Origin of the sequence: Agromyces sp. NPDC058126, assembly GCF_042884595.1 — a bacterium.
Classification (GTDB): Bacteria; Actinomycetota; Actinomycetes; order Actinomycetales; family Microbacteriaceae; genus Agromyces.
In genome coordinates, this window is the sequence record NZ_JBHVTS010000001.1 from 450991 (window position 1) to 471658 (window position 20668).

Sequence of the window (20668 nt, forward strand, 5' to 3'; positions counted from 1 at the left end):
AAGCGAACAATGTCATCGAACTCCGTCCGTCGCGGCGCCCTCGCGGCGCTCGCACTCGCCTCGACGCTCGCGCTGGCCGCACCGCCGGCATTCGGCAGCACGCTGGAGGACCCGCCCGCACCCGGGGCGACGAGCACGCCGGCGCCGGCGCCGGAGGCGTCGCAGGAGCCCGAGGCGTCCGAAGCACCGGCATCGGATGCCCCCGAGACCGAGGCGACCGAAACGGGGGCCGGGGCACCGGAGGCCCCGGAGGCCGAGGCTCCGGCCGAGGTCTCGGCCGCGCCGGAGCGGAAGGCCGAGGCCGCCGCCGAGGCGCCGGCCGAGGAGGCCGAGATCTCCGTCTCGATCTCCGAGATCAGCCTCGAAGGGCCGGCGATCGTCGACGTCGAGGTGACGGTGGCGAACGACTCGGACAAGGCGATGAGCAAGGTCGCCGTGTCGTTCACCGGTCCCGTCGGCTGGCAGGTCGCCGTGGTCGACGACGAGATCGGCCGCATCGCCGTGGGCGACGAGGAGGTCGCCGTCTTCCAGATCCGCGTCCCCGAGAAGCGAGCGGGCTATGCGCTCCGCGTCTTCACCGCGACCGCGGACTACCGGGGTGGCGACGGCGCCGGGAGCGCGACTGAGACGCTCTCCGTTCCCACCATTCCGCCGCTGCCGAACCTCATCGACCAGACGCAGCTCACGATCGCCGGGGTCTCGAGCGAGGAGACGGTCTCCGAGAACACGCCGGCCGCCAAGGCGATCGACGGCGATCCGTACACCTTCTGGCACACGTCGTACCGCAACGGCGCAGTTCCGTACCCGCACTTCATCACCCTCGACCTCGGGGCGAGCTACGACGTGACGGGCCTCGAGTACCTGACGCGCCAGAACGCGGTCAACGGTCGGATGAAGGACTACCAGGTCTTCGTCTCGGCCGACGGGACGAGCTGGGGCGACCCCGTCGCCACGGGGTCGTTCACCGGCGACCTCGGGCCTCAGCGCGTCGAGTTCGCGGCCGCGGCCGGTCGGTACGTGAAGCTCGTCGGACTGAACTCGATGGCGGGCAATGCGTTCGGCGGCGCCGCCGAGATCAACGTCGGCGGGGTGCCTCGATGACGATGCTCGGGGCATCCTGACGCGATGAGGCGCAGGCGGCGCGGGAGCGATCCCGCGCCGCCTTCGTCGTCCGGCGACGCCGTTCTGCTGTGAGCGGATCGAGCTGTCGCACGCTCGGCTCGGCGATTAGCCTCGGGGCATGGGCAAGGTCGTCGAGTTCCCGCGAGCGCCGCGCACCGCCAAGCCGCTCTGGCGCAACGAGCTGGGTGAGGTGCTCCGCGGCGAGCGGCTCGCCCAGGAGCGCATCCTGACCGAGGTCGCCGGGGCGGCCGGCGTCTCGCCCCAGTACCTCTCCGAGATCGAGCGTGGTCGCAAGGAGGCGTCGAGCGAGGTGCTCGGCTCGGTCGCCGAAGCGCTCGGCCTCGAGCTCGTCGAGCTCGTGCACCGGGTGGCCGAGTCGCTCGAGGCCCGACGCGAGCTCGAACGGCGCGAGGCCGAGCGGCGCGAACGCCTCCAACGCGAGGTGTCGTTCGCGTTCCGCGCCGACGTGCCGGCGAGGCATCCGATGCTCGACGTCGACGTCGACGTCGACGTCGACGCCGTGCTCGTGCTCGACCTCGACGCCGCGACGGCCGCGGGCGGCGCGACCCTCGTCACGCCGCCCGGCGGCGTCTACCTGCTCGCCGCGTAGGAGGCGCCCGAACCGACGGCGACCTGCGCCGTCAGCACGTGATCGGCGAGCCCGTACTCGACGGCGGCGGCCGCCGACAGGATGCGGTCGCGATCGGTGTCGCGTCGCAGCGTCGCCGCGTCGTGCCCGGTGTCGGCGGCGAGCGCCGCCTCGAGCTCGGCCCGCACGCGCACGACCTCGTCGGCGTGGATGATCAGGTCGGGGATCGAGCCCCGGCCCTGCGTCGAAGGCTGGTGCAGCACGACCCGCCCGTGCGGCAGGATCGCCCGCTGCCCATTCGCCCCGCCGGCGAGGAGCACCGCGGCCGGCCCGGCCGCCTGGCCGACGCACGTGGTGGCGACATCCGGCCTGATGTGCTGCATCGTGTCGTAGACCGCGAGCGCCGCACCGGGCGAGCCGCCGGGGGAGTTGAGGTAGAGGCTGATCGGGGTCTCGCTCGACTCGGACGCGAGATGGAGGAACTGGGCGATGAGCACGTTCGCGACGCCGTCGTCGATCTCGGTGCCGAGATAGACGATGCGCTCCGAGAGCAGCCGGCTGTAGACGTCGAGCGAACGCTCGCTGTTGCCGCGCTTCTCGACGACGTAGGGGATGGTGTAGCTGCTCATGCGGTCGCTCGCAATCCGGTCTGGGGGCGCTCGGCCCGGGGGAACATCTCGTCGAAGCCGTCGGCGATGCGGTCGATGAAGCCGTAGTCGACCGCCTCCGCGGCGGTGTGCCAGCGGTCGCGCAGCGAATCCTCGGCGATGCGCTCGAGCGGCTGGCCGGTGTTCGCCGCGGTGATGCCGAGCACGGTGTCGCGCATGTGGCGCAGGTCGTCGGCCTGCAGCTCGACGTCGACGGCGGTGCCGCCGATGCCCGCCGACCCCTGGTGCATGAGGATGCGCGCGTGCGGCAGCGCGAAGCGCTTGCCCGGCGTGCCCGCGCTCAGCAGGAACTGGCCCGCGCTCGCCGCCATGCCGTACGCGATCGTCGACACGTCGTTCGGGATCGACCGCATCAGGTCGGCGATGGCGAGCATCGCCGACACCGAGCCGCCGGGCGAGTTGATCCAGAAGCGGATGTCTCGGCGCGGGTCGTCGGCCGCGAGGGTGACGAGCTGCGCGCAGAGGCGGTTGCCGCCCTGCTGGTCGAGCTCGTCGCCGAGCACGATGATGCGTTCGTGGAAGAGCCGGGCGGTGAGCTCGGCGTCGATCGGCTGGATTGCCGGGGTCTGTTCGCTCATGCCCTCAGCCTGCGCCGCGGGGCCGAGGCGCGGGCCCGATGCTGCCGACGGCAGTGCTGCTGTGAGCAGTGCTGCCCTGGGCGGCGAAGCCTTAGCTCGCGAGCGTGCGGACGACCGGCCCCTCGCTGAACTGGCACGAGGTGGCCGAGAGTCGCTCGTCGGGGTCGAGCTTCGCGAGCACGGCGCCCGCGATGACGTAGAGCTGTTCGAGCTGTTCGGCGCTCAGCGCGTCGAACACGTTCGCGCGCACCGTGCCGACGTGTCCGGGGGCGGCGTCGGCCATGAGCTCGAGCCCGGCCTCGGTGATCGTCGCGTTCGTCGCGCGCCGGTCTTCGGGGCAGGGGAATCGTCGGATCAGCCCGCGCTCCTCGAGCCGGCGGGCGACGTGCGAGAGCCGCGGCAGGGTCGCGTTGGTGCGCGAGGCGAGCTCGGTCATGCGCATGGTGCGAGCCGGGGCGTCTGCGAGGGCCATGAGTGCGACGTACTCGAAATGGGTGAGGCCCGCGTCGCGGAGGAGCTGCGCGTCGAGTGCGCCCGGCAGCAGTTCGGCGACGGCGATGAGGCGCACCCAGGCCGCCGATTCCTCGGGGGAGAGCCACTGCGTTTCGTCTGCCATACCTCGATTCTAGCGCATTGGTTGACGCAACAACTGAATTGGGCTATCGTAATGGTTGTCGTAACAAGTAATCGCGTCGAACGGCGCGGGGAGGAATCGCAATGACGACCGTCAGCATCATCGGAAACGGCAACATGGGCAGCGCGATCGGCGGCATCGTCGCCGCGGGCGGCAACAGCGTCGAGGTCATCGGCCGCGACGTCTCGCAGCCGATCACGGGCGATATCGTCGTGCTCGCCGTGCCCCACTTCGCACTCGCCGAGATCGTCGAGGCCCGTGGTACCGAGCTCGCCGGCAAGATCGTCGTCGACATCACCAACCCGCTGGACTTCGAGACCTTCGACTCGCTCGTCCCCGCGTCCGACAGCTCGAAGGCGGCCGAGCTCGCCGCGCTCCTGCCCGAGTCGCGCGTGCTCAAGGCCTTCAACACCAACTTCGCCGCGACCCTCGCCTCGAAGTCGGTCGGCGACGAGGAGACCACCGTGCTCGTCGCGGGCGACGACGCCGTGGCCAAGCAGGCCCTCATCGACGTCGTGCGCGCCGGCGGCGTGAAGGCGATCGACGCGGGAGCGCTCAAGCGTGCCCGCGAGCTCGAGTCGATCGGCTTCCTCCAGCTCACTCTCGCCGTGCAGGAGAAGATCGGCTGGACCGGCGGCTTCGCCGTCGCGGCCTGACGCACCGGCGCCTCACCTCGAATCGCCCGGCTTCGCATGAAGCCGGGCGATTCGTGCGTTCGCGAGCGGTCAGGCGGTGCCGCGCAGGTAGCGCAGCTGCGCACGCATGGATGCCTCGGCCGCACCCCGCACCGAGGCATCCGTGTCGGCGTAGACGAGGTCGGTGACCTCGCCGACCGTCGCGTCGTCGCCGAGCCGGGCGAGTGCGGCCCGCACCTGGTCGAGCCGCTCGGCCCGGTGCGCGAGGTAGGCGTCGCAGATCGCCGCGAGGCCGGGCAGTGCGGGGCCGTGACCCGGCAGCACGGCGACCGGGCCGGGCGTGCCGAGCGCGCGCAACCGCTCGAGCGAGTCGAGGTACGGGCCGAGCGCGCCGTCGGGGTCGGCGATGATCGTCGTTCCCCGGCCGAGGACCGTGTCGCCGGTGAGCACCGCGAGCGGCGAGCGGTCGCCGTCCTCGGCGGGGTCGCCCGTCTCGCCGAGCAGCGCGAAGCACGCCGAGTCGGCCGTGTGCCCGGGGGTCGCGAGCACCTCGAGCTCGATGCCCGCCCCGACGATGCGCTCGCCGTCGGCGAGCGGCGCCGCGCCGCGGCAGAACACGGGGTCGATCGCCCGCACGGGGGCTCCGGTCAGCCGCGCGAAGGCGTCGATCCCCTCGGTGTGGTCGGCGTGGTGGTGCGTGATGAGCACGAGCTCGACGTCGCCGGCGCCCGCGAGCAGTTCGAGGTGGCCGGCATCGGCGGGCCCCGGATCGACGACGATCGTCGAACGGGCGCCGGGCGCTTGCAGCACGTACGAGTTCGTGCCGTCGAGGGTCATCGGGCCGGCGTTCGGTGCGAGCACCGTGCGGGCCAGTCGCGACGGCCCGGCGGGGTCGACGCGCTCGTGCGCTGCGGCGTCATCCATCCCGGCAGTGTATCGGCCCGCCCCGGTGCGACGCGGGGCCGACCGGCCTAGTCTGAGGGGATGGACAGCGCGCCCGAGTCCCCGAGCTCATCCGTCGCCACCCGATCCGCCGCCACCGTCGTGCTGCTGCGCGACGGCGAGCTCGGCCTCGAGGTGTTGCTCGCCGAGCGGCCGAGCGATCGCGGCTCGTTCGCCGGCGCCTGGGTGTTCCCAGGCGGTGCCGTCGACGAGGCCGACGCACTCGGCGGCCCAGCCGACGGACTCGAGGCCGCCCGTCGCGCCGCCGTGCGCGAGGTCGAGGAGGAGGTGGGCCTCGTCATCGACGGGCGGGAGCTCGTGCCCTTCTCGCTGTGGACCCCGCCGCGCGGCGCGCCCAAGCAGCTGACCACGGCCTTCTTCGCCGTGCGCGTCCCCGACGGCGAACTGCGACTCGCCCCCGAGGAGGTCGTCGCCGCGGAGTGGATCCGGCCGGTCGACGCCCTCGACCGGCACGCCGCGGGTGCCATGACGCTGTGGCCGCCGACGTGGGTCACCCTGCACGGGCTGCGCGGGGCCACGTCGGTCGACGCGGCGCTCGCCGCGTTCGCCGCCGGTGAGGTGCGCTCCTACCGGGCCCGCCGCGACGACGCCCGCCGCATGGTGCTCTGGCAGGAGGACGAGGAGTACGACGCCGCCCCGGGCGGGGAGGGGCGCAGTCCCGCCGTGCCCGACGACGACCCCGACGCGCAGGGCAACCGCCACCGACTCATGATGGACCGCCTGCCCTGGGTCTATCTCCACAGCTTCTGAGCATGGTCGACGTCACCGTCGTCGGATCGGGGCCCAACGGGCTCACCGCCGCCGTCGTCGCCGCGCGCGCCGGGCTCACCGTGCGCGTCGTCGAGGCGGCGCCGACCATCGGCGGGGGCATCCGCACGGCCGAGTTGACGCTGCCCGGTTTCCGGCACGACGTCTGCTCGGCGGTGCATCCGGCGGGGCTCGCGTCACCGGTGTTCGGCGAGCTCGGCCTCATCGACGGGCCGCGCGCGCCCGAGTGGATCGTGCCCGAGGCCTCCTACGCGCACCCGCTGCCCGGCGGCCGGGCCGGCATCGCCTGGCGCGACCTCGACCGCACCGTCGACGGGCTCGGCGCCGACGGCCCGGCGTGGCGCCGTCTCGTCGGCCCGCTCCTCGCCCGCCAGGACGGCGTCGTCGACTTCACGGGGTCGCAGCTGCTCCGGGTGCCACGCGATCCGATCGCGGCGTTCCGATTCGGCCTGCGCGCGCTCGACCAGGGCACCCGCGCGTGGGACCGGCGCTTCACGGGGGACGTCGCGCCGGCGCTCTTCACCGGCGTCGTGGCGCACGCAGCCGGCGGGCTGCCCTCGCTCGCCTCGGCGGGCGCCGGACTGCTGATCGCGATGCACGCCCACGGCGTCGGCTGGGGGCTGCCGAAGGGCGGATCCCAGGCGATCGCCGACGCGCTCGTCGCCGAGCTCGCCGAGCACGGCGCCGAGATCGTGACGGATGCCCCGGTGCTATCGCTCGACGAGGTGGGCGGCTCGCGCGCGGTGCTGCTCGACACCTCGCCCGAGCTGCTGTTCAGCGCCGAGCTGCCGCTTCGCTACGAGCGCGCGCTGCGCCGCTATCGCTACGGATCCGGCATCGCGAAGGTCGACTTCGCGCTCGACGGCCCGGTGCCGTGGGCGAACCCCGCCGTCGGACTCGCTCCGACCGTGCACCTCGGTGGCAGCCGGCGCGAGATCGCCGCGGCCGAGAACGCGGTGGCGCGCGGCCTGCAGCCCGGGTTGAACGCGCAGATCGCCGGCGACGGCGGCGCCCCGAGGCATCCGTACGTGCTCGTCTGCCAGCCGAGCGTCGTCGACCCGAGCCGTGCGCCCGCGGGCAAGCACGTGCTCTGGGCCTACACCCATGTGCCGGCGGGGTCGACGCTCGACGCGACCGAGCTCGTGACGGCGGAGGTCGAGCGCTTCGCGCCGGGGTTCCGCGACGTGGTGCTCGCGAGCGCCGCGAGCTCGGCGCACGAGATCGGGGTCTACAACCGCAACTACGTCGGCGGCGACATCTACTCGGGGGCGCTCGACCTCGCCCAGCTCGTGAAGCGCCCGGTGGTCTCGACGGCGCCGTGGCGCACGCCCGTCGACGGCGTGTACCTCTGCTCGAGCGCGACCCCGCCCGGCCCCGCCGTGCACGGCATGAACGGGTGGTACGCCGCGAAGCTCGCCCTCCGCGAGCGGTTCGGCCTGCGCGTCTGACGGCGGTGGGCTCGAGACGGTCGCTGCGCTCCCTGCGCGACGGGCGCGCCGCGGCGTAGCGTTGAGGGGTGGACTGGACCGCCTGGTTCGACGCGCACGACTACGAGGTCGCCCGCCAGGTGCTGCAGCGCGGCGTCGGCGCGCTCGCCGTCGTCGCGTTCTGGTCGACGCTGAACCAGTTCCGCCCGCTGCTCGGCGAGCGGGGCCTCCTGCCGGTACCCGAGCTGCTGCGCCGCGCCTCGCGGCTGCGCGGCCCGAGCCTGTTCCGCTGGGGGTACACCGACCGGCGGCTCGTCGCGGTCGCCGTCGCCGGGATCGTGCTCGGGGCATCCGCCGTGCTCGGGCTGCCGCAGCTCGGCCCGCCGTGGCTGCCGATGCTCGTCTTCCTCGGCCTGTGGCTGCTCTACCTCTCGGTCGTGAACGTCGGGCAGACCTTCTACGGGTTCGGCTGGGAGATGCTGCTCTGCGAGGCGCTGTTCACCGTCGCGTTCCTCGGCTCGAACTCGCAGCCCCCGCCGATCACGATCATCGTCGCGGTGTGGTGGCTCGTGTTCCGGCTCGAGTTCGGCGCGGGCATGATCAAGATCCGCGGCGGTCGCGAGTGGCGCGACCTCACGGCGCTCATGTACCACCACGAGACTCAGCCGATGCCGGGGCCGCTCAGCCGCCAGGCGCATCTGCTGCCGCCGTGGTTCCACCGCGGCGAGGTGCTCGGCAACCACTTCGCGCAGCTCGTCGTGCCGTTCCTGCTGTTCGTGCCAGGGTGGGTCGGCGCGGCGGCGGCCGCGATCGTCATCGCCACGCAGCTCTGGCTCATCGTCACGGGCAACTTCGCCTGGCTCAATTGGATCACGGTCGTGCTCGCCGCCTCCGCCGTACCCGACTCGGTGTGGCATGCGCTCGTCCCGGCGATCCCGGCGAATCTCGGCACGGATGCCGCGGGGTCGCCCACCTGGTGGACGCTCGTCGTGCTCGCGGCCTCCGCGCTGCTGCTCGTGCTCAGCTGGTGGCCGCTGCGGAACCTCTTCTCGCGGCGGCAGCTCATGAACGCCGCCTTCAACCGGTGGATGCTCGTGAACGCCTACGGGGCCTTCGGCACCGTCACGAAGCGGCGCATCGAGATCGTCGTCGAGGGCACCCTCGACGAGGTGCCCGACGAGGATGCCGCGTGGTGGGAGTACGGCTTCAAGGGCAAGCCCGGTGACGTGCGTGCACTGCCGCGGCAGTGGGCGCCCTACCACCTGCGGCTCGACTGGCTGATGTGGTTCCTGCCGCTCGGGCGCATGTGGGAGCCGTGGTTCGGGGTGCTCCTCGAGCGTCTGCTCGCGGCCGACGCCCCGACGCTCGCGCTGCTCGCCCGCGACCCGTTCGACGGGGCGAGGCCGAGCTGGGTGCGGGTGCGGGCTTACCACTACCGTTTCGCGACGCGGCGGGAGTTCCGGGCGACGGAGGACCGCTGGGTGCGGACCCTCGAGGCCGAGATCCTGCCGCCCGCGACCTCGGGTCTCGTCTAGCGCCCGGGTGCGGGCGGGACTCCGCGACTCAGCTCGCGGCGGCAGCCTCCACCGGGCGGTGCTCGATCTCGTCGACCCGGGCGCGCGGCATCACGAGCGCCGCGGTGATCGTGAGGACCGCCGCCACCGCGACGGCGAAGAACACCGTGGCCGAGGCCGCCTGGATCGCAACGGGGGAGTGGTCGCCGAGTCCCGAGCGGGCGATCACGCCGTTCGCGACCGCACCGAAGATCGCGACGCCGACGGCGCTGCCGACGGAGCGGAGGAACATGTTCGCGCCCGTCACCACGCCGCGCTCCTCCCACGGCACCGACGACTGGGCCGCGATGAGGGTGGGCGAGGCGACGAGGCCGAGGCCGAGTCCGACGATGAAGCAGGCGATCGCCGTCGTCCACACGTTCGGCACGAACGAGGCCGCGAAGAGCGCGGCGCTGCCGAGCACGGCGACCGCGAGCCCGATGAGGGCGGTGGCGCGGAACCCGATGCGGAGGAACAGGCGCCCCGCGTTCGACGCGGCGATCGGCCAGCCCAGGGTGAGTGCGGCGACCGCGAGGCCGGAGACCAGCGGCGAGGCATCCGCGGTGATCTCGAGGAAGGTGGGCACGTACGAGGTGAGCCCGATGAGCACGGCGCCCACGCCGAGCGAGACGAGCGAGGTCGTCACGATGAGGCGCCGCGAGAACACCCACAGCGGCAGCACCGGCTCGGCCGCGCGGCGTTCGATGAGCACGAACAGGGTGAGCAGCAGCCCGCCGACGCCGAACGCGCCGAGGCTCTGCCACGAGAGCCAGGCCCACGCCTGCCCGCCCTCGAGCACGGCGAGGATGACGAGGGTGAGCCCGAGGGTCAGCACCGTCGCGCCGGCCACGTCGATGCGGTGCTTCTCGCGGCCGAGCGACTCGTGGTAGCCCCGCCAGAGCATGACGGCGGCGAGGATGCAGAGGGGGATGTTGACGAAGAAGATCCACCGCCACGACAGGAACTCGGCGAACACCCCGCCGAGCGTCGGACCGATGACCGAGGAGGCCGCCCACACGCTCGCGATGTAGCCCTGCACCTTGGCGCGCTCGCGCACCGTGTAGATGTCGCCCGTGATCGTGATCGACACGGGCAGCACGGCCCCCGCGCCGAGGCCCTGCACGGCGCGGAAGACGATCAGCGAGGTCATGTCCCACGCGACGCCGCAGAGGATCGAGCCGAGGAGGAACAGCCCGATCCCGACGAGCATGATGGGCTTGCGCCCCACCGTGTCGGCGAGCTTCGAGTAGACCGGCACCGAGACGGCCTGAGCGAGCAGGTAGATCGAGAACAGCCACGGGAACTGCGAGAAGCCGCCGAGATCCTCGACGATCGAGGGCACCGCCGTCGCGAGGATCGTCGAGTCGATCGCGATGAGCCCGGTCGCGAGCATCACCGCGATGAGCACCGGCCCCCGCTCGGATCGGAATCCCACACCCGTCGTGTCCGCCATGCCCGCTCCTCGCCGGGGCGCACGGTGCCGCCCCGCTGTGGTGCAACGCCCCGGGTCTCGAATCATTCCATCCGTTCGCGGCGGCTGCCGGATCGAACTCGCCGGGTCAAGGGGATGCCTTCGGCCGGGGCGCGCATTACCGTCGAGGCATGCGAATCCGAACGAAGCGAGCGGTCGCACCCGAGCCGCCCGCGGCCCAGGTCACGAGCGACGGCGACGCGCGCGGTCCCGAGGTGAAGATCCGGGCGTTCCGCATCGGATTCATCGGTGCGCTCGGCGTGCTGCTGGCGCTCATGCTCGGCGGGATCATCGCCGAGCTCGGCACCGTCATCCTCTACGTCGCGCTCGCCCTGTTCCTCGCGCTCGGCCTCGATCCGGTCGTCAGCTGGCTGCAGCGCAGGGGGATGCCCCGGTGGGCCGCCATCCTCGGCGTCGTCATCGTCGTGGTCGGGCTCTTCGTCGGCCTCATCGCGACCATCGTGCCGCTCGTCGTCGAGCAGACGACGTACGTCATCGAGAACTGGCCGACGATCGTCGAGAACTTCAAGCACAGCGACCTCGTCGGCTGGCTCAACAGCGTCTCCGGCTCGGGCGACGCGCTCAACGACGCGATCGAGTCGGTCGGCAAGTGGCTCGCCGACCCCGAGAACCTGGGCTCGCTCGGCGGCGGCATCCTCGCCGTCGGAGCGGGCATCGCCGGCGGGTTCACGGGGGCGACGATCGTGCTCATCCTCACCCTCTACTTCCTCGCCTCGCTCGACTCGATGAAGCGCTACGCCGCTCGATTCGTGCCGGCCTCCTCGCGCCCCGGATACCGTGACGTCTCGGAGGAGATCACGGGCTCGGTCGGCCGCTACGTCATGGGCCAGGTCAGCCTCGCCGCCGTCAACGGCGTGCTGAGCCTCATCTTCCTGACGATCATCGGGGCGCCCGCCCCGATCCTGCTCGCGTTCATCGCCTTCCTGTTCTCGCTCGTCCCGCTCGTCGGCACGCTCACGGGCGCGGTCATCATCACGCTCGTGTGCCTCGCCGCCGGCCCGCCCACCGCACTCGCCGCCGCGATCTACTACCTCATCTACATGCAGGTCGAGGCGTACGTGCTGAGCCCCCGCATCATGAACCGCGCGGTCTCGGTGCCCGGCGCGCTCGTCGTGATCGCCGCCGTCGCCGGCGGCACGCTCGGAGGGGTGCTCGGCGCGCTCGTCGCGATCCCGGTGGCCGCCTCGCTCATCATCATCGTGCAGAAGGTCGTGTTCCCGAGGCAGGACACCATCTAGCCCGCGCGCCGGCTCGCGCCGAGCGGTCCGACCCCGAGGAGGTGTCCGATGCGTCGTGTCGTGATCGCCCCCGACTCGTTCAAGGGCACCGCGACCGCGGCCGAGGCCGCCGCCGCGATCGCCAGGGGCTGGCGTGCAGTGCGAGCGGCCGACGAACTCGTGCTGCGGCCGATGGCCGACGGCGGCGAGGGCACGCTCGACGCCTTCGCGGCGGCGGTGCCCGGGGCGACGCGGATGCCCGTCACCGTGACGGGGCCGCTCGACGCGCCCGTCGCCGCGCACTGGCTGCTCCTGCCCGGCGAACCCGCGACGGGCGTCGTCGAGCTCGCCGCGACGAGCGGCATCACGCTCCTCGACCCGCTCGCGCCGCTCGACGCGCACACCCGCGGATTCGGCGAGGCGATCGCCGCGGCGCTCGACCACGGGGCCCGGCGGCTCCTGCTCGCGCTCGGCGGCAGCGCCTCGACCGACGGGGGTGCCGGGGCGCTCACCGCGCTCGGCGCGGAGTTGCTCGATGGCGCTGGGCGGCCGGTCCTGAGCGGCGGCCGCGCGCTCGCCCGGCTCGCCGAGGTGAGGCTCGACGGTCTCCGCCGCCCGCCCGTCGCCGGGGCCCGACTCCTCGTCGACGTCACGAACCCGCTGCTCGGACCGACCGGCGCCGCCGAGGTGTTCGGCCCGCAGAAGGGCGCGACGGCCGCCGACGTCGCCCTGCTCGACGCCGGCCTTGCACGGTTCGCCGAACTGCTGCCCGGCGCCGACCCGACGACCCCCGGTGCCGGCGCCGCGGGCGGCACCGGCTTCGGTCTCCTCGCCTGGGGTGCGGACATCGCCCCTGGCGCCCGCACCGTCGCCGAGACGATCGGGCTGCCCGACGCCCTCCGTGGCGCCTCGCTCGTGATCACCGGCGAGGGGCGCTACGACGGGCAGTCGGCCGCAGGCAAGGCGCCCTCGGCGGTCGTGCGCCTCGCCGCAGCCGCCGGCGTCCCGTCGGCGCTCGTCGCGGGTCTGATCGCCGCAGAGCCCGAGGGTGCCGGCTTCGCGGCGAGCGTTTCGCTCACCACACTGGCGGGCACCGGCGCCGCAGCCGTCGCCGAACCGCTGCGATGGCTCGAACGGGCCGGCGCAGAGCTCGCGGCGGGATGGACCGACCCGGCCCGCTCGTGACGATCCGGCGGGGCGGCGGCGCCGCTCAGAACCAGACGCTGAGGTGCGGTGCCCGCGGCGACGAGAAGAGGCGGTCGGCGAGGGCGAGCGATCCCGGCGTCGTCTCGACGACGCGGCCGGCGCGGGCGAGCAGCGACGGTGCGACGTCGCCGAGGTAGATCGCTGCGAGCTCGGCGACACCGAGTCGCAGGCCCTGTGCGGGGCGCGAGCGCCGCGCGGCGTAGGCCGTGGCATCCGGGGCGCCCTGCTCGAGCCGGCGCACCTCGGCGTGACCCTTCGCCGAGAACTCGAGCTCGAAGCGGCCCGCGGCGTAGCCCTGCGGGTCGTCGACCTCGAGCACGAGCGAACCGCTGCCCGTGTACCGACGTGCCTCGAGCGCTGCGACCGGGTCGAGGATGCGCAGCCAGAGGTGGTCGTGCGACTCGGTCACGCTGATCGCCCGGCGGTCGGTCAGGAGCCAGGGGAGCGGCTCGTCGATCGAGCGCAGGCGTCCGCGGATGCGGGTCACGAAGTCCTGCTCGACGAGGAACCGCCAGAGCGCCCGCTCGGCCTCGTCGCTCGCCGCGGCCATGAAGTCGAACTCGATCACGCCCGCCATGTCGCCCTCGTGGCGCACCCGGAAGGCGACGAATCCCTGCGGCTGGTCGTGCCGGTCGTCGTAACGGGCGACCCGGACCGCTCGGGAGCGCTCGCTGTCGGGGTGATGGGTGCCGAGCACCCGGTCGAGCAGACCCGGCCAGCGGTCGATCTCGCCGGGGGTCCGGGCCACGGCGCGGCGGGCGATCGCCGCGGCCTGCTCGCGGATCACGGCGGGGGCGACGAACTGCACCCGGCCGGGCTCGGCGGCGCCCGCCCACGAGACGCGCCGACGGTCGATCTCGATGGTCGTCGCGCGTGCGGCGGGCGCGTAGCCGTAGCGTCCGTAGATCGTCGCCTCGGTCGCGGTGAGCATCGCGACGGCGGCGCCCGCGGCGACGGCGTTGTGGAGCTCGCCCTCCATGAGCGCGCGGGCGACCCCGCGTCGCCGGTGCGTCGCGGCGACCGTCACCGAGCTGACGGCCCAGCCGTCGACGCTCCGCCCGCCGGGCACGCTGAGACCGGTCGGCCAGCTGGCGACGGTGGCGACGGGGATCTCGGGCTCGTCGAGGGTCGGGTCGTAGACGCCGTGCACCCGTCGATCGGAGATCACCCCGATCTCGCGTTCGAGCTCCTGCTCGGTCGGGACGGCGTTGTGGAAGCCGCGGCTGTCGGCCTGGGCCCAGGCCGCGAGCGCCGCACGATCATGCGGGTCGATCACTCGGTATGCGAGACCGCGTGCGGCGAGCGCAGCCTCGGCCTTCTGATCGAGCGGGATGTCTCGGAGATCGAACGGCATCGATCCAGACTAGCGACGCAGCCCGCGTGCATGCCGGGAGTCGGGGAATCGATGCTCGCGCCTCGGTCGACCGTGCGATAACCTAGTGCCTTCGAATCGATTCGAGTGCGATAGCAGGGCTCGGATCCGCACGACGGCACCCGCGCGGTGCCGTCGTCGTCGTTCCCGGCGTCCGACGGCGCGCGCCGAGGCAGCCGGTCGCGCCCGGCACCAGACCTCATCCGCCTTCGAGCACGCCAGGATCGCATGTCCGCCACGAGCCCCATCCCCATCATCCGCCCCGACGACACCCGCTCGACCCCGGTCGTCTCGGTGCACGCCGGCGACCGGCTGACCAGCCGCCAGCGTCTCGTCTACGTGCTCGTGCTCGGTGCGCTCACCGCGCTCGGCCCGTTCACGGTCGACCTCTACCTGCCCGCCTTCCCGGTGCTGCAGGACGAGCTCGGCGTCTCGGCCGCCGCGGTGCAGATCACCCTCACGGGCACGATGATCGGTTTCGGCTTCGGGCAGCTCATCGTGGGCCCGTGGAGCGACAAGGTCGGCCGCCGGCTGCCGCTGATGCTCGCGACGGCGCTGCACATCGCCGCGTCGATCGGTGCGGCGTTCGCCCCCGACATCGTCTGGCTCGCGGTGTTCCGCCTGCTCCAGGGCTTCGGCGCCGCCGCGGGCGGCGTCGTCGCGATGGCGATGGTGCGCGACCTCTTCGGCGGAAAGCCCCTCGTGAAGATGCTCTCGCGCCTCGCGCTCGTGAACGGCCTTGCTCCCGTGCTCGCGCCCGTCATCGGCTCGCAGCTGCTGCAGGTCATGGACTGGCGCGGCATCTTCTGGGTGCTCGCCGCGTACGGGGTGGTCGTCGTGCTCTGCGTCGCCTTCCTCATCGTCGAGACGCTGCCGCCGTCGCGCCGGCACATCTCGGGCCACTCGACGATGCGCGACCGCTACCGCTCCCTCTTCAGCGACCGGGTGTACCTCGGCGCCGCACTCGTCGGCGGCATGGTGTTCACCGGCTTGTTCGGGTACCTCTCGACCTCGTCGTTCCTCTTCCAGGAGGTGTACGAGTTCACCGCCCAGCAGTACGGACTGCTGTTCGGCGTGAACTCGGTCGGCATCATCATCGGCGTCCAGACGAGCTCGCGCCTCATGCGCGGGCGGGTGGCGCCGCAGTGGATCCTCGCGGTGACCACCGTCGTGCTGCTGGGCTCGGCCATCGCGATCGCGGTGCTCGACGTGACCGGCGCGGGCCTCTGGGGCACGATCGTGCCGCTGTTCCTGTTCATCACGGCGTGCGGCTTCTCGTTCCCCGCGGTGCAGATCCTCGCGCTCGCCTCGCACGGCAGCGAGGCCGGCACGGCCGCGTCGCTCCTCGGCGCGCTGAACTTCGGGCTCGCGGGACTCATCTCGCCGCTCATCGGCCTCATGGGCGTCGGCAGCGCGCTGCCGATGGCGATCGTCATGTCGGCCGCCGCGGCGATCGCGATCATCGGCCTCTGGACGCTCGTGCGCCCGAAGACCGTGCCGCCCCTCACCGACTGAACCCCGGCGCCCCGGCGAGCCGGGTGGATGCCGCCGCAGCGGCCGTTAGCGTTGGAGGATGCAGGCGATGCGGACCGTTGAGGCGAAGCAGGCGGCCGCCTCGGTGCGGGCAGTGCGGCGACGCGCACCGCTCATCGGGGGCATCGCCGCGGTCGTGACCGCGGCCCTGCTCGGTTTCGTGATCATGGGGCGGCAGGGCGGGCTGCCCTTCGCGGTCGACGAGGAGTGGGCCGAGGACGTGCTCGCCCTGCGGGGGCCCATCGGCGACGTGTTCTCGTACTTCATGAACGCGCTCGGCGGCGGCATCATCGCGGTCTTCGTGATCCCCGTCGGCGCGGCGATCGTGCTCCTGCTGCTGCGCAGGCCCTGGGCCGCGCTCTACTTCGTGCTCGCCTCGGCGCTCAGCGCCGGAGTCGTGCAGATCCTGAAGTCGTTCTTCGGCCGCGCCCGCCCCGAGGACATGATCGTGGTCTCCGACTACGGTTCATTCCCCTCGGGGCATGTCGCGAACGCCGCGACGATCGCGGTGGCGGTGGGCGTGATCGTGCCGCGCCTCTGGGTCTGGGTGCTCGGCGCCGTCTACACGGTGCTCATGGCCATCAGCCGCACCTACCTCGGCGCGCACTGGTTCTCCGACACCGTCGGCGGCGCGCTCGTCGGCGCGGGCGTCGCGCTCGTGCTCTGGGCCGTGTTCGCGGTGCCGCTCGAACGCGAGCGCCTCGCCCGGCTCGAGGTCGTCTCAGCCCGCAACGCCGCGTTGGCGCAGGAGCACGTCACCCCGCCGCGCGTGCCGCGGGCCTGACGGCCGTCGGCCGGACCCGACCCTCAGGCGGGACGTGCGTGATCGCCGCCCGCGAGCTGGTCGAGCACGTGGTCGAGCACGTCGCCGAGCACGCCGAGGCCGTCGCGCACGCCCCCCGTCGAGCCGGGCAGGTTGACCACGAACGTCGATCCGGCGACCCCGGCGACGCCGCGGGTCAGCAGCGCGGTCGGCGTCGTCGCTGCGCCGCGTCGGCGCAGCTCCTCGGCGAAGCCGGGGAGCTCGCGGTCGAGCAGCGCCGCGGTGGCCTCGGGCGTGAGGTCGCCCGGGGCGAGGCCGGTGCCGCCGGTCGTCACGATGACCGCGGGCGCCGCCGCCACGGCCGCCTGCAGCGCCGTCTCGAACGCCACGCCGTCGGCGGCGACGAGGGGCCCCTGCACCGCGAAGCCGCGCTCGGCGAGCCAGGCGGCGATCATCGGCCCCGTGCGGTCCTCGTAGACGCCGGCCGCGGCGCGCGTCGACGCGACGAGCACCGTGGCCGCGCGAGGCATCCGGTCGCTCATGCCCGCGCCCAGTCGCCGCTCTTGCCGCCCGCCTTCGCGAGCACCATGATCTCGCCGATCACGGCGTGGTGGTCGACCGCCTTGATCATGTCGTAGAGGGTGAGCGCGGCGACGCTCGCCGCGGTGAGCGCCTCCATCTCGACGCCCGTGACGCCCTTGGTGGTCACCGTCGCGACGACGCGCACGCGCTCGCCCTCGGCGGTGATGTCGACGTCGAGTTTCGTGAGCGGCAGCGGGTGGCAGAGCGGGATGAGCGTGGAGGTCTGCTTCGCCGCCATGATCCCGGCGATGCGCGCGGTGCCGATCGCCTCGCCCTTCGGCAGGGTGCCGTCGAGGATCGCCGAGACGACCTCGGGGCGGGTCGTGAGCACCGCCTGCGCGCTCGCGGTGCGCTTCGTGACCTGCTTGTCGGTGACGTCGACCATGTGCGCCGAACCGTCGTCGCGCAGGTGGGTGAGACGGGGCGGGGTGTCAGTCATCGATCCTCCAGACGTCGACGGCGGCGCCGGCGGGCAGCGCGTCGACCCCCACCGGCAGGTGCACGAGCACCGTCGCCTGAGCATACGCGTGCAGCAGGTGCGAGCTCGGAGCCCCGACCTCGACGGCGCCGTCGCCGTCGAGCACGCCCCGTCGCACCTGGTGCTTCGCCCGCGGCGAGACGACCTCGTGCGCGAGCGGCAGCCGCGCGCGGTGGCGATCGGGCGCGAGGCCCTCGAGTCGCCGCAGCACCGGCCGCAGGAAGAGCTCGAACGAGACGAGCGCCGACACCGGGTTGCCGGGGAACGCGACCACGGGCACCCCGACGGGGCCGTCGCCGTCATCGGGCTCGATGCGGGCCGTGCCGAGGCCCTGCGGCCCGCCGGGCTGGATCGCGACCTTCACGAACTCGACGCCGAGCGGGGCGAGCGCCTCGCGCACCACCTCGAAGGCGCCGGCGCTGACGCCGCCGGTGGTCACCACGAGGTCGACGCGGCGAGCGGATGCCTCGAGCGCGGCTCGCACGGAGTCCGCGTCGTCGGGCGCCAGAGCCTCCACCACCTCGACGCCGCACCCGCGGAGCGCGGCGCCGAGCATCGTGGTGTTGGCGTCGTGGATCTGCCCGGGGCGGAGCGGCAGCCCGGGCGCCTGCAGCTCGTGGCCGGTCGAGACGAGCAGCACCCGCAACGGGCGACGCACGAGCACCTCGGTGACGCCGGCCGCGGCGAGCGAGCCGAGCTGCGCGGGGCCGAGCCGGGTGCCGGCGGCGAGCAGCAGGGCGCCCTCGGCGATGTCGCTGCCGGCGCGGCGGATGTACGTGCCCGGCGCGACCGGGGCGGTGAACCCGACGACCGAGCCGTCGGGGGAGTCGTGGCGCCCGGCCCCGAGGCCGATGAAGGCGGACGGGTCGGCGACCTCGATCGGCACGACGGCGTCGGCGCCGTCGGGGATCGCGGCACCGGTCATCACGGGGGAGGCGGTGCCGGGGGCGAGCGCGAAGGGCGCGTCGCCCGCGGCGCTCGTCGGCCCGACCACCAGCCGCACCGGCGAACCGGGGCGCGCCCCGGCGAGGTCGGCCGAGCGCACGGCGTAGCCGTCCATCTGCGAGTTGTCGAAGCCGGGCAGCGCGACGGGCGCGTGGACGTCGCGGGCGAGGACCCGCCCATGCGCGTCGACTCGCCCGACCGAGGCCGAGACCGGCACCGGACGGCCGCCCGCGGCGTCGAGCCGCGCGGCGAGCGGGTCGAGCAGTTCGTGCACGGCCCGTTGGTGTTCGGCGTAGCTGCGCATTCCGGCCTCGTCTCTGCGGTGGGTGCTGCGGGGTCCCGAGTCCGGGGGAGTGCTCGGGGAGTGCTCGGTCCTATCCGCCGGCGAACGGCGGAAGGATGTCGACGGCCGCGCCGAGTGCGGTCGCGGGGTCGCGCTCGACGGTGCCGTCGACGAGGAACGACCCGTTCTGCAGCACGCGCTGCATCGCGACGCCGTACCGCTCGGCGAGCTCGTCGCGGAGGTGGCCGACGGTGGCGCCGTCGGGGAGCTCGAGCCGCTCCTCCTCGGCACCGGCCGCGTCGGCGGCCGCCGCGAAGTACCGCACGGTCACGATCGTCATGCCGTCGATGGTACCGGGAGGGCTCGGATCCGGTGCGGCGCGGCCCGTTCCCGATCCGCTTCGGGTGCGCTCGGGACTCAGTGGAAGCATGCAGGGATCGTGGAGCCGCTTCACAGGATGGATCCGTATCTTCATAAGTGGGACGTTTGACCCACACCCGAGTGGGTGTCCCGCGATCGGCGTTCCGGGGTGGAGCGAACTCGGCCCCCCACGAACGGCTCCCATGCGCCCCGGCGCCGATCACTCCCGATCAGTGCGGCGCGACGGATCCGGGACCCTATCCGGATCCGCCGCCCCGTCGACGGCCCTCGCGCCGGAACCCGACGGATACACTGGCCGCATGACCGAGCCGCTCGTCGAGCCCGGGCCGCCGCTGGCTCCCGCCGGGCTCGCACGCTTCAGCCGACAGCTCATGCTGCCGGGCTTCGGCGAACTCGCCCAGCGTCGCCTGCAGGCCGCGCGGGTGCTCGTCATCGGCGCCGGCGGGCTCGGCAGCGCGGTCGTGCCCGCGCTCGCCGGAACAGGCGTCGGCACCATCGGCATCGCCGACGCCGACACGGTCGAGCTCAGCAACCTGCCGCGTCAGCTCAGTCACGGCGTCGACGACCTCGGCCGGCCGAAGGTCGACTCGCTCGCCGACACGGTCGCCGCGACCGACCCCGGGTGCCGGGTGGTCCGCCATCGCGAGCGCGTGACCGCGGCGAACCTCCGCGGCATCCTCGACGACTACGACCTCGTCGTCGACGGCAGCGACAACTTCCCGACGCGCTACCTGACGAACGACGCGGCCCATCTCGCCGGCAAGCCGCTCGTCTGGGGCGCGATCCTGCGCTACCACGGGCAGCTCGGCGTCGCGTGGCGCGGTCGCGGCCCCGGGTACCGCGACCTCTTCCCCGTGCCGCCGGCGCCCGGCGAGGTGCCGAGCTGCGAGCTCGGCGGTGTGCTGCCGAGCCTCTGCCTCGTCGTCGGTGCACTCATGGCGACCGAGGTCGTGAAGCTCGTCACCGGACTCGGCGACCCCCTCCTCGGCCGGGTGCTCAGCTACGACGCGCTCACCGCGCGCACCCGCGAGATCGCCTACACGGCGATCGCCGACGCCGACGAGATCACGGACCTCATCGACTACGAACGGTTCTGCGGCCTCGACGATCCGAGCGAAGCGGATGCCTCGGCGACCGCGCCGCCGCCGATCTCGGCGGCCGAACTGCTCATGCGCCTGCGTGCGGCCGAGCCGCTGCGCCTCATCGACGTGCGCGAGCCGAGCGAGGCCGAACTCGCCCGCATCGACGGCAGCACCCTGCTCCCGCTCCGCGAGCTCCTCTCGGGCGCCGAGCTCCCGCCCGGCGACGGCCCGATCGTCGTCTACTGCGAGGTCGGCATCCGTTCGCAGCGCGCGGCCCGTGAGCTCGCACGCCGCGGGCACGCCGAGGTCGCCTCGCTCGACGGCGGCATCCAGCGCTTCGCCGGGGTCGCCGCCGACCTCGTCACCCGCTGAGCGACCTGGTGGCGCGCGCGGGGCC

General features: G+C 73.4%; 21 protein-coding genes. 11 read left to right on the forward strand and 10 right to left on the reverse strand.

Annotated features, from left to right (window positions below):
* Positions 1–9 precede the first annotated feature (9 nt).
* Positions 10–1101, forward strand: a complete 1092-nt coding sequence (locus ACFVTR_RS02100; RefSeq protein ID WP_387034374.1) for a discoidin domain-containing protein — start codon at positions 10–12, stop codon at positions 1099–1101.
* A 139-nt stretch (positions 1102–1240) separates the two neighbouring features.
* Positions 1241–1732, forward strand: a complete 492-nt coding sequence (locus ACFVTR_RS02105) for a helix-turn-helix domain-containing protein (protein WP_387034375.1) — start codon at positions 1241–1243, stop codon at positions 1730–1732.
* Here ACFVTR_RS02105 and ACFVTR_RS02110 read toward each other — a convergent pair.
* From ACFVTR_RS02110 to ACFVTR_RS02120, 3 genes are all read right to left on the reverse strand, one after another.
* The gene (locus tag ACFVTR_RS02110) at positions 1714–2340 is read right to left on the reverse strand and encodes a ClpP family protease (protein WP_387034376.1); all 627 of its coding nucleotides are present in this window, start codon (positions 2338–2340) and stop codon (positions 1714–1716) included. The two genes, ACFVTR_RS02105 and ACFVTR_RS02110, sit on opposite strands and share 19 nt — an antisense overlap.
* Positions 2337–2957, reverse strand: a complete 621-nt coding sequence (locus tag ACFVTR_RS02115) for a ClpP family protease (protein ID WP_387034377.1) — start codon at positions 2955–2957, stop codon at positions 2337–2339. Before ACFVTR_RS02115 ends, ACFVTR_RS02110 begins: the two co-directional genes overlap by 4 nt.
* Positions 2958–3048: 91 nt before the next feature.
* Positions 3049–3573 carry a MarR family winged helix-turn-helix transcriptional regulator gene (locus ACFVTR_RS02120; RefSeq protein ID WP_387034378.1) on the reverse strand — a complete coding sequence of 175 codons (525 nt, stop codon included), beginning with the start codon at positions 3571–3573 and terminating at the stop codon, positions 3049–3051.
* A gap of 101 nt (positions 3574–3674) precedes the next feature.
* Here ACFVTR_RS02120 and ACFVTR_RS02125 point away from each other — a divergent pair, with 101 nt between their 5' ends.
* Positions 3675–4247: an NADPH-dependent F420 reductase gene (locus ACFVTR_RS02125; RefSeq protein ID WP_387034379.1), complete on the forward strand. Its 573-nt coding sequence runs from the start codon at positions 3675–3677 to the stop codon at positions 4245–4247.
* A gap of 69 nt (positions 4248–4316) precedes the next feature.
* Here ACFVTR_RS02125 and ACFVTR_RS02130 read toward each other — a convergent pair whose 3' ends face one another.
* Entirely contained in the window at positions 4317–5150 is an 834-nt protein-coding gene (locus ACFVTR_RS02130) for an MBL fold metallo-hydrolase (RefSeq protein WP_387034380.1), read from the reverse strand.
* A 60-nt stretch (positions 5151–5210) separates the two neighbouring features.
* Between ACFVTR_RS02130 and ACFVTR_RS02135 the strand changes: the two genes are divergently transcribed.
* From ACFVTR_RS02135 to ACFVTR_RS02145, 3 genes are all read left to right on the forward strand, one after another.
* A complete protein-coding gene (locus ACFVTR_RS02135) occupies positions 5211–5939 on the forward strand; it encodes an NUDIX domain-containing protein (protein ID WP_387034381.1) in 729 nt (242 codons plus the stop codon).
* A gap of 2 nt (positions 5940–5941) precedes the next feature.
* Complete coding sequence (locus tag ACFVTR_RS02140) at positions 5942–7405, forward strand: phytoene desaturase family protein (RefSeq protein ID WP_387034382.1); 1464 nt, start codon at positions 5942–5944, stop codon at positions 7403–7405.
* A gap of 68 nt (positions 7406–7473) precedes the next feature.
* Positions 7474–8919, forward strand: coding sequence for a lipase maturation factor family protein (locus ACFVTR_RS02145; protein ID WP_387034383.1), 1446 nt, complete (start codon positions 7474–7476; stop codon positions 8917–8919).
* 28 nt (positions 8920–8947) lie between these two features.
* Here ACFVTR_RS02145 and ACFVTR_RS02150 read toward each other — a convergent pair whose 3' ends face one another.
* Positions 8948–10390, reverse strand: coding sequence for an MDR family MFS transporter (locus ACFVTR_RS02150; protein WP_387034384.1), 1443 nt, complete (start codon positions 10388–10390; stop codon positions 8948–8950).
* A gap of 149 nt (positions 10391–10539) precedes the next feature.
* Here ACFVTR_RS02150 and ACFVTR_RS02155 point away from each other — a divergent pair, with 149 nt between their 5' ends.
* Both ACFVTR_RS02155 and ACFVTR_RS02160 read left to right on the forward strand, forming a co-directional pair.
* A complete protein-coding gene (locus ACFVTR_RS02155; protein ID WP_387034385.1) occupies positions 10540–11667 on the forward strand; it encodes an AI-2E family transporter in 1128 nt (375 codons plus the stop codon).
* A gap of 48 nt (positions 11668–11715) precedes the next feature.
* A complete protein-coding gene (locus ACFVTR_RS02160) occupies positions 11716–12831 on the forward strand; it encodes a glycerate kinase (RefSeq protein ID WP_387034386.1) in 1116 nt (371 codons plus the stop codon).
* A 25-nt stretch (positions 12832–12856) separates the two neighbouring features.
* On the opposite strand, the gene ACFVTR_RS02165 is transcribed toward ACFVTR_RS02160, so the two are convergent.
* Positions 12857–14206 carry a GNAT family N-acetyltransferase gene (locus tag ACFVTR_RS02165; protein WP_387034387.1) on the reverse strand — a complete coding sequence of 450 codons (1350 nt, stop codon included), beginning with the start codon at positions 14204–14206 and terminating at the stop codon, positions 12857–12859.
* A gap of 246 nt (positions 14207–14452) precedes the next feature.
* Here ACFVTR_RS02165 and ACFVTR_RS02170 point away from each other — a divergent pair, with 246 nt between their 5' ends.
* Together ACFVTR_RS02170 and ACFVTR_RS02175 are read left to right on the forward strand one after the other, a co-directional pair.
* A complete protein-coding gene (locus ACFVTR_RS02170; RefSeq protein ID WP_387034388.1) occupies positions 14453–15739 on the forward strand; it encodes a multidrug effflux MFS transporter in 1287 nt (428 codons plus the stop codon).
* A 67-nt stretch (positions 15740–15806) separates the two neighbouring features.
* On the forward strand, positions 15807–16541 hold the full coding sequence (locus ACFVTR_RS02175) for a phosphatase PAP2 family protein (protein ID WP_387034389.1): 735 nt from the start codon (positions 15807–15809) through the stop codon (positions 16539–16541).
* A 23-nt stretch (positions 16542–16564) separates the two neighbouring features.
* Here the strand turns inward: ACFVTR_RS02175 and ACFVTR_RS02180 are convergent, their stop codons facing one another.
* From ACFVTR_RS02180 to ACFVTR_RS02195, 4 genes are all read right to left on the reverse strand, one after another.
* Complete coding sequence (locus ACFVTR_RS02180; RefSeq protein WP_387034390.1) at positions 16565–17062, reverse strand: molybdenum cofactor biosynthesis protein B; 498 nt, start codon at positions 17060–17062, stop codon at positions 16565–16567.
* Positions 17059–17541 carry a cyclic pyranopterin monophosphate synthase MoaC gene (gene moaC, locus ACFVTR_RS02185; RefSeq protein ID WP_387034391.1) on the reverse strand — a complete coding sequence of 161 codons (483 nt, stop codon included), beginning with the start codon at positions 17539–17541 and terminating at the stop codon, positions 17059–17061. The genes ACFVTR_RS02180 and moaC overlap by 4 nt, the downstream gene beginning before the upstream one ends.
* Positions 17534–18829, reverse strand: a complete 1296-nt coding sequence (gene glp, locus ACFVTR_RS02190) for a gephyrin-like molybdotransferase Glp (RefSeq protein ID WP_387034392.1) — start codon at positions 18827–18829, stop codon at positions 17534–17536. The genes moaC and glp overlap by 8 nt, the downstream gene beginning before the upstream one ends.
* 70 nt (positions 18830–18899) lie before the next feature.
* Positions 18900–19148 carry a MoaD/ThiS family protein gene (locus ACFVTR_RS02195; RefSeq protein ID WP_157422260.1) on the reverse strand — a complete coding sequence of 83 codons (249 nt, stop codon included), beginning with the start codon at positions 19146–19148 and terminating at the stop codon, positions 18900–18902.
* Positions 19149–19488: 340 nt separating this feature from the next.
* Here ACFVTR_RS02195 and ACFVTR_RS02200 point away from each other — a divergent pair, with 340 nt between their 5' ends.
* Positions 19489–20643 carry a ThiF family adenylyltransferase gene (locus tag ACFVTR_RS02200; protein ID WP_387034393.1) on the forward strand — a complete coding sequence of 385 codons (1155 nt, stop codon included), beginning with the start codon at positions 19489–19491 and terminating at the stop codon, positions 20641–20643.
* Positions 20644–20668: the final 25 nt, after the last annotated feature.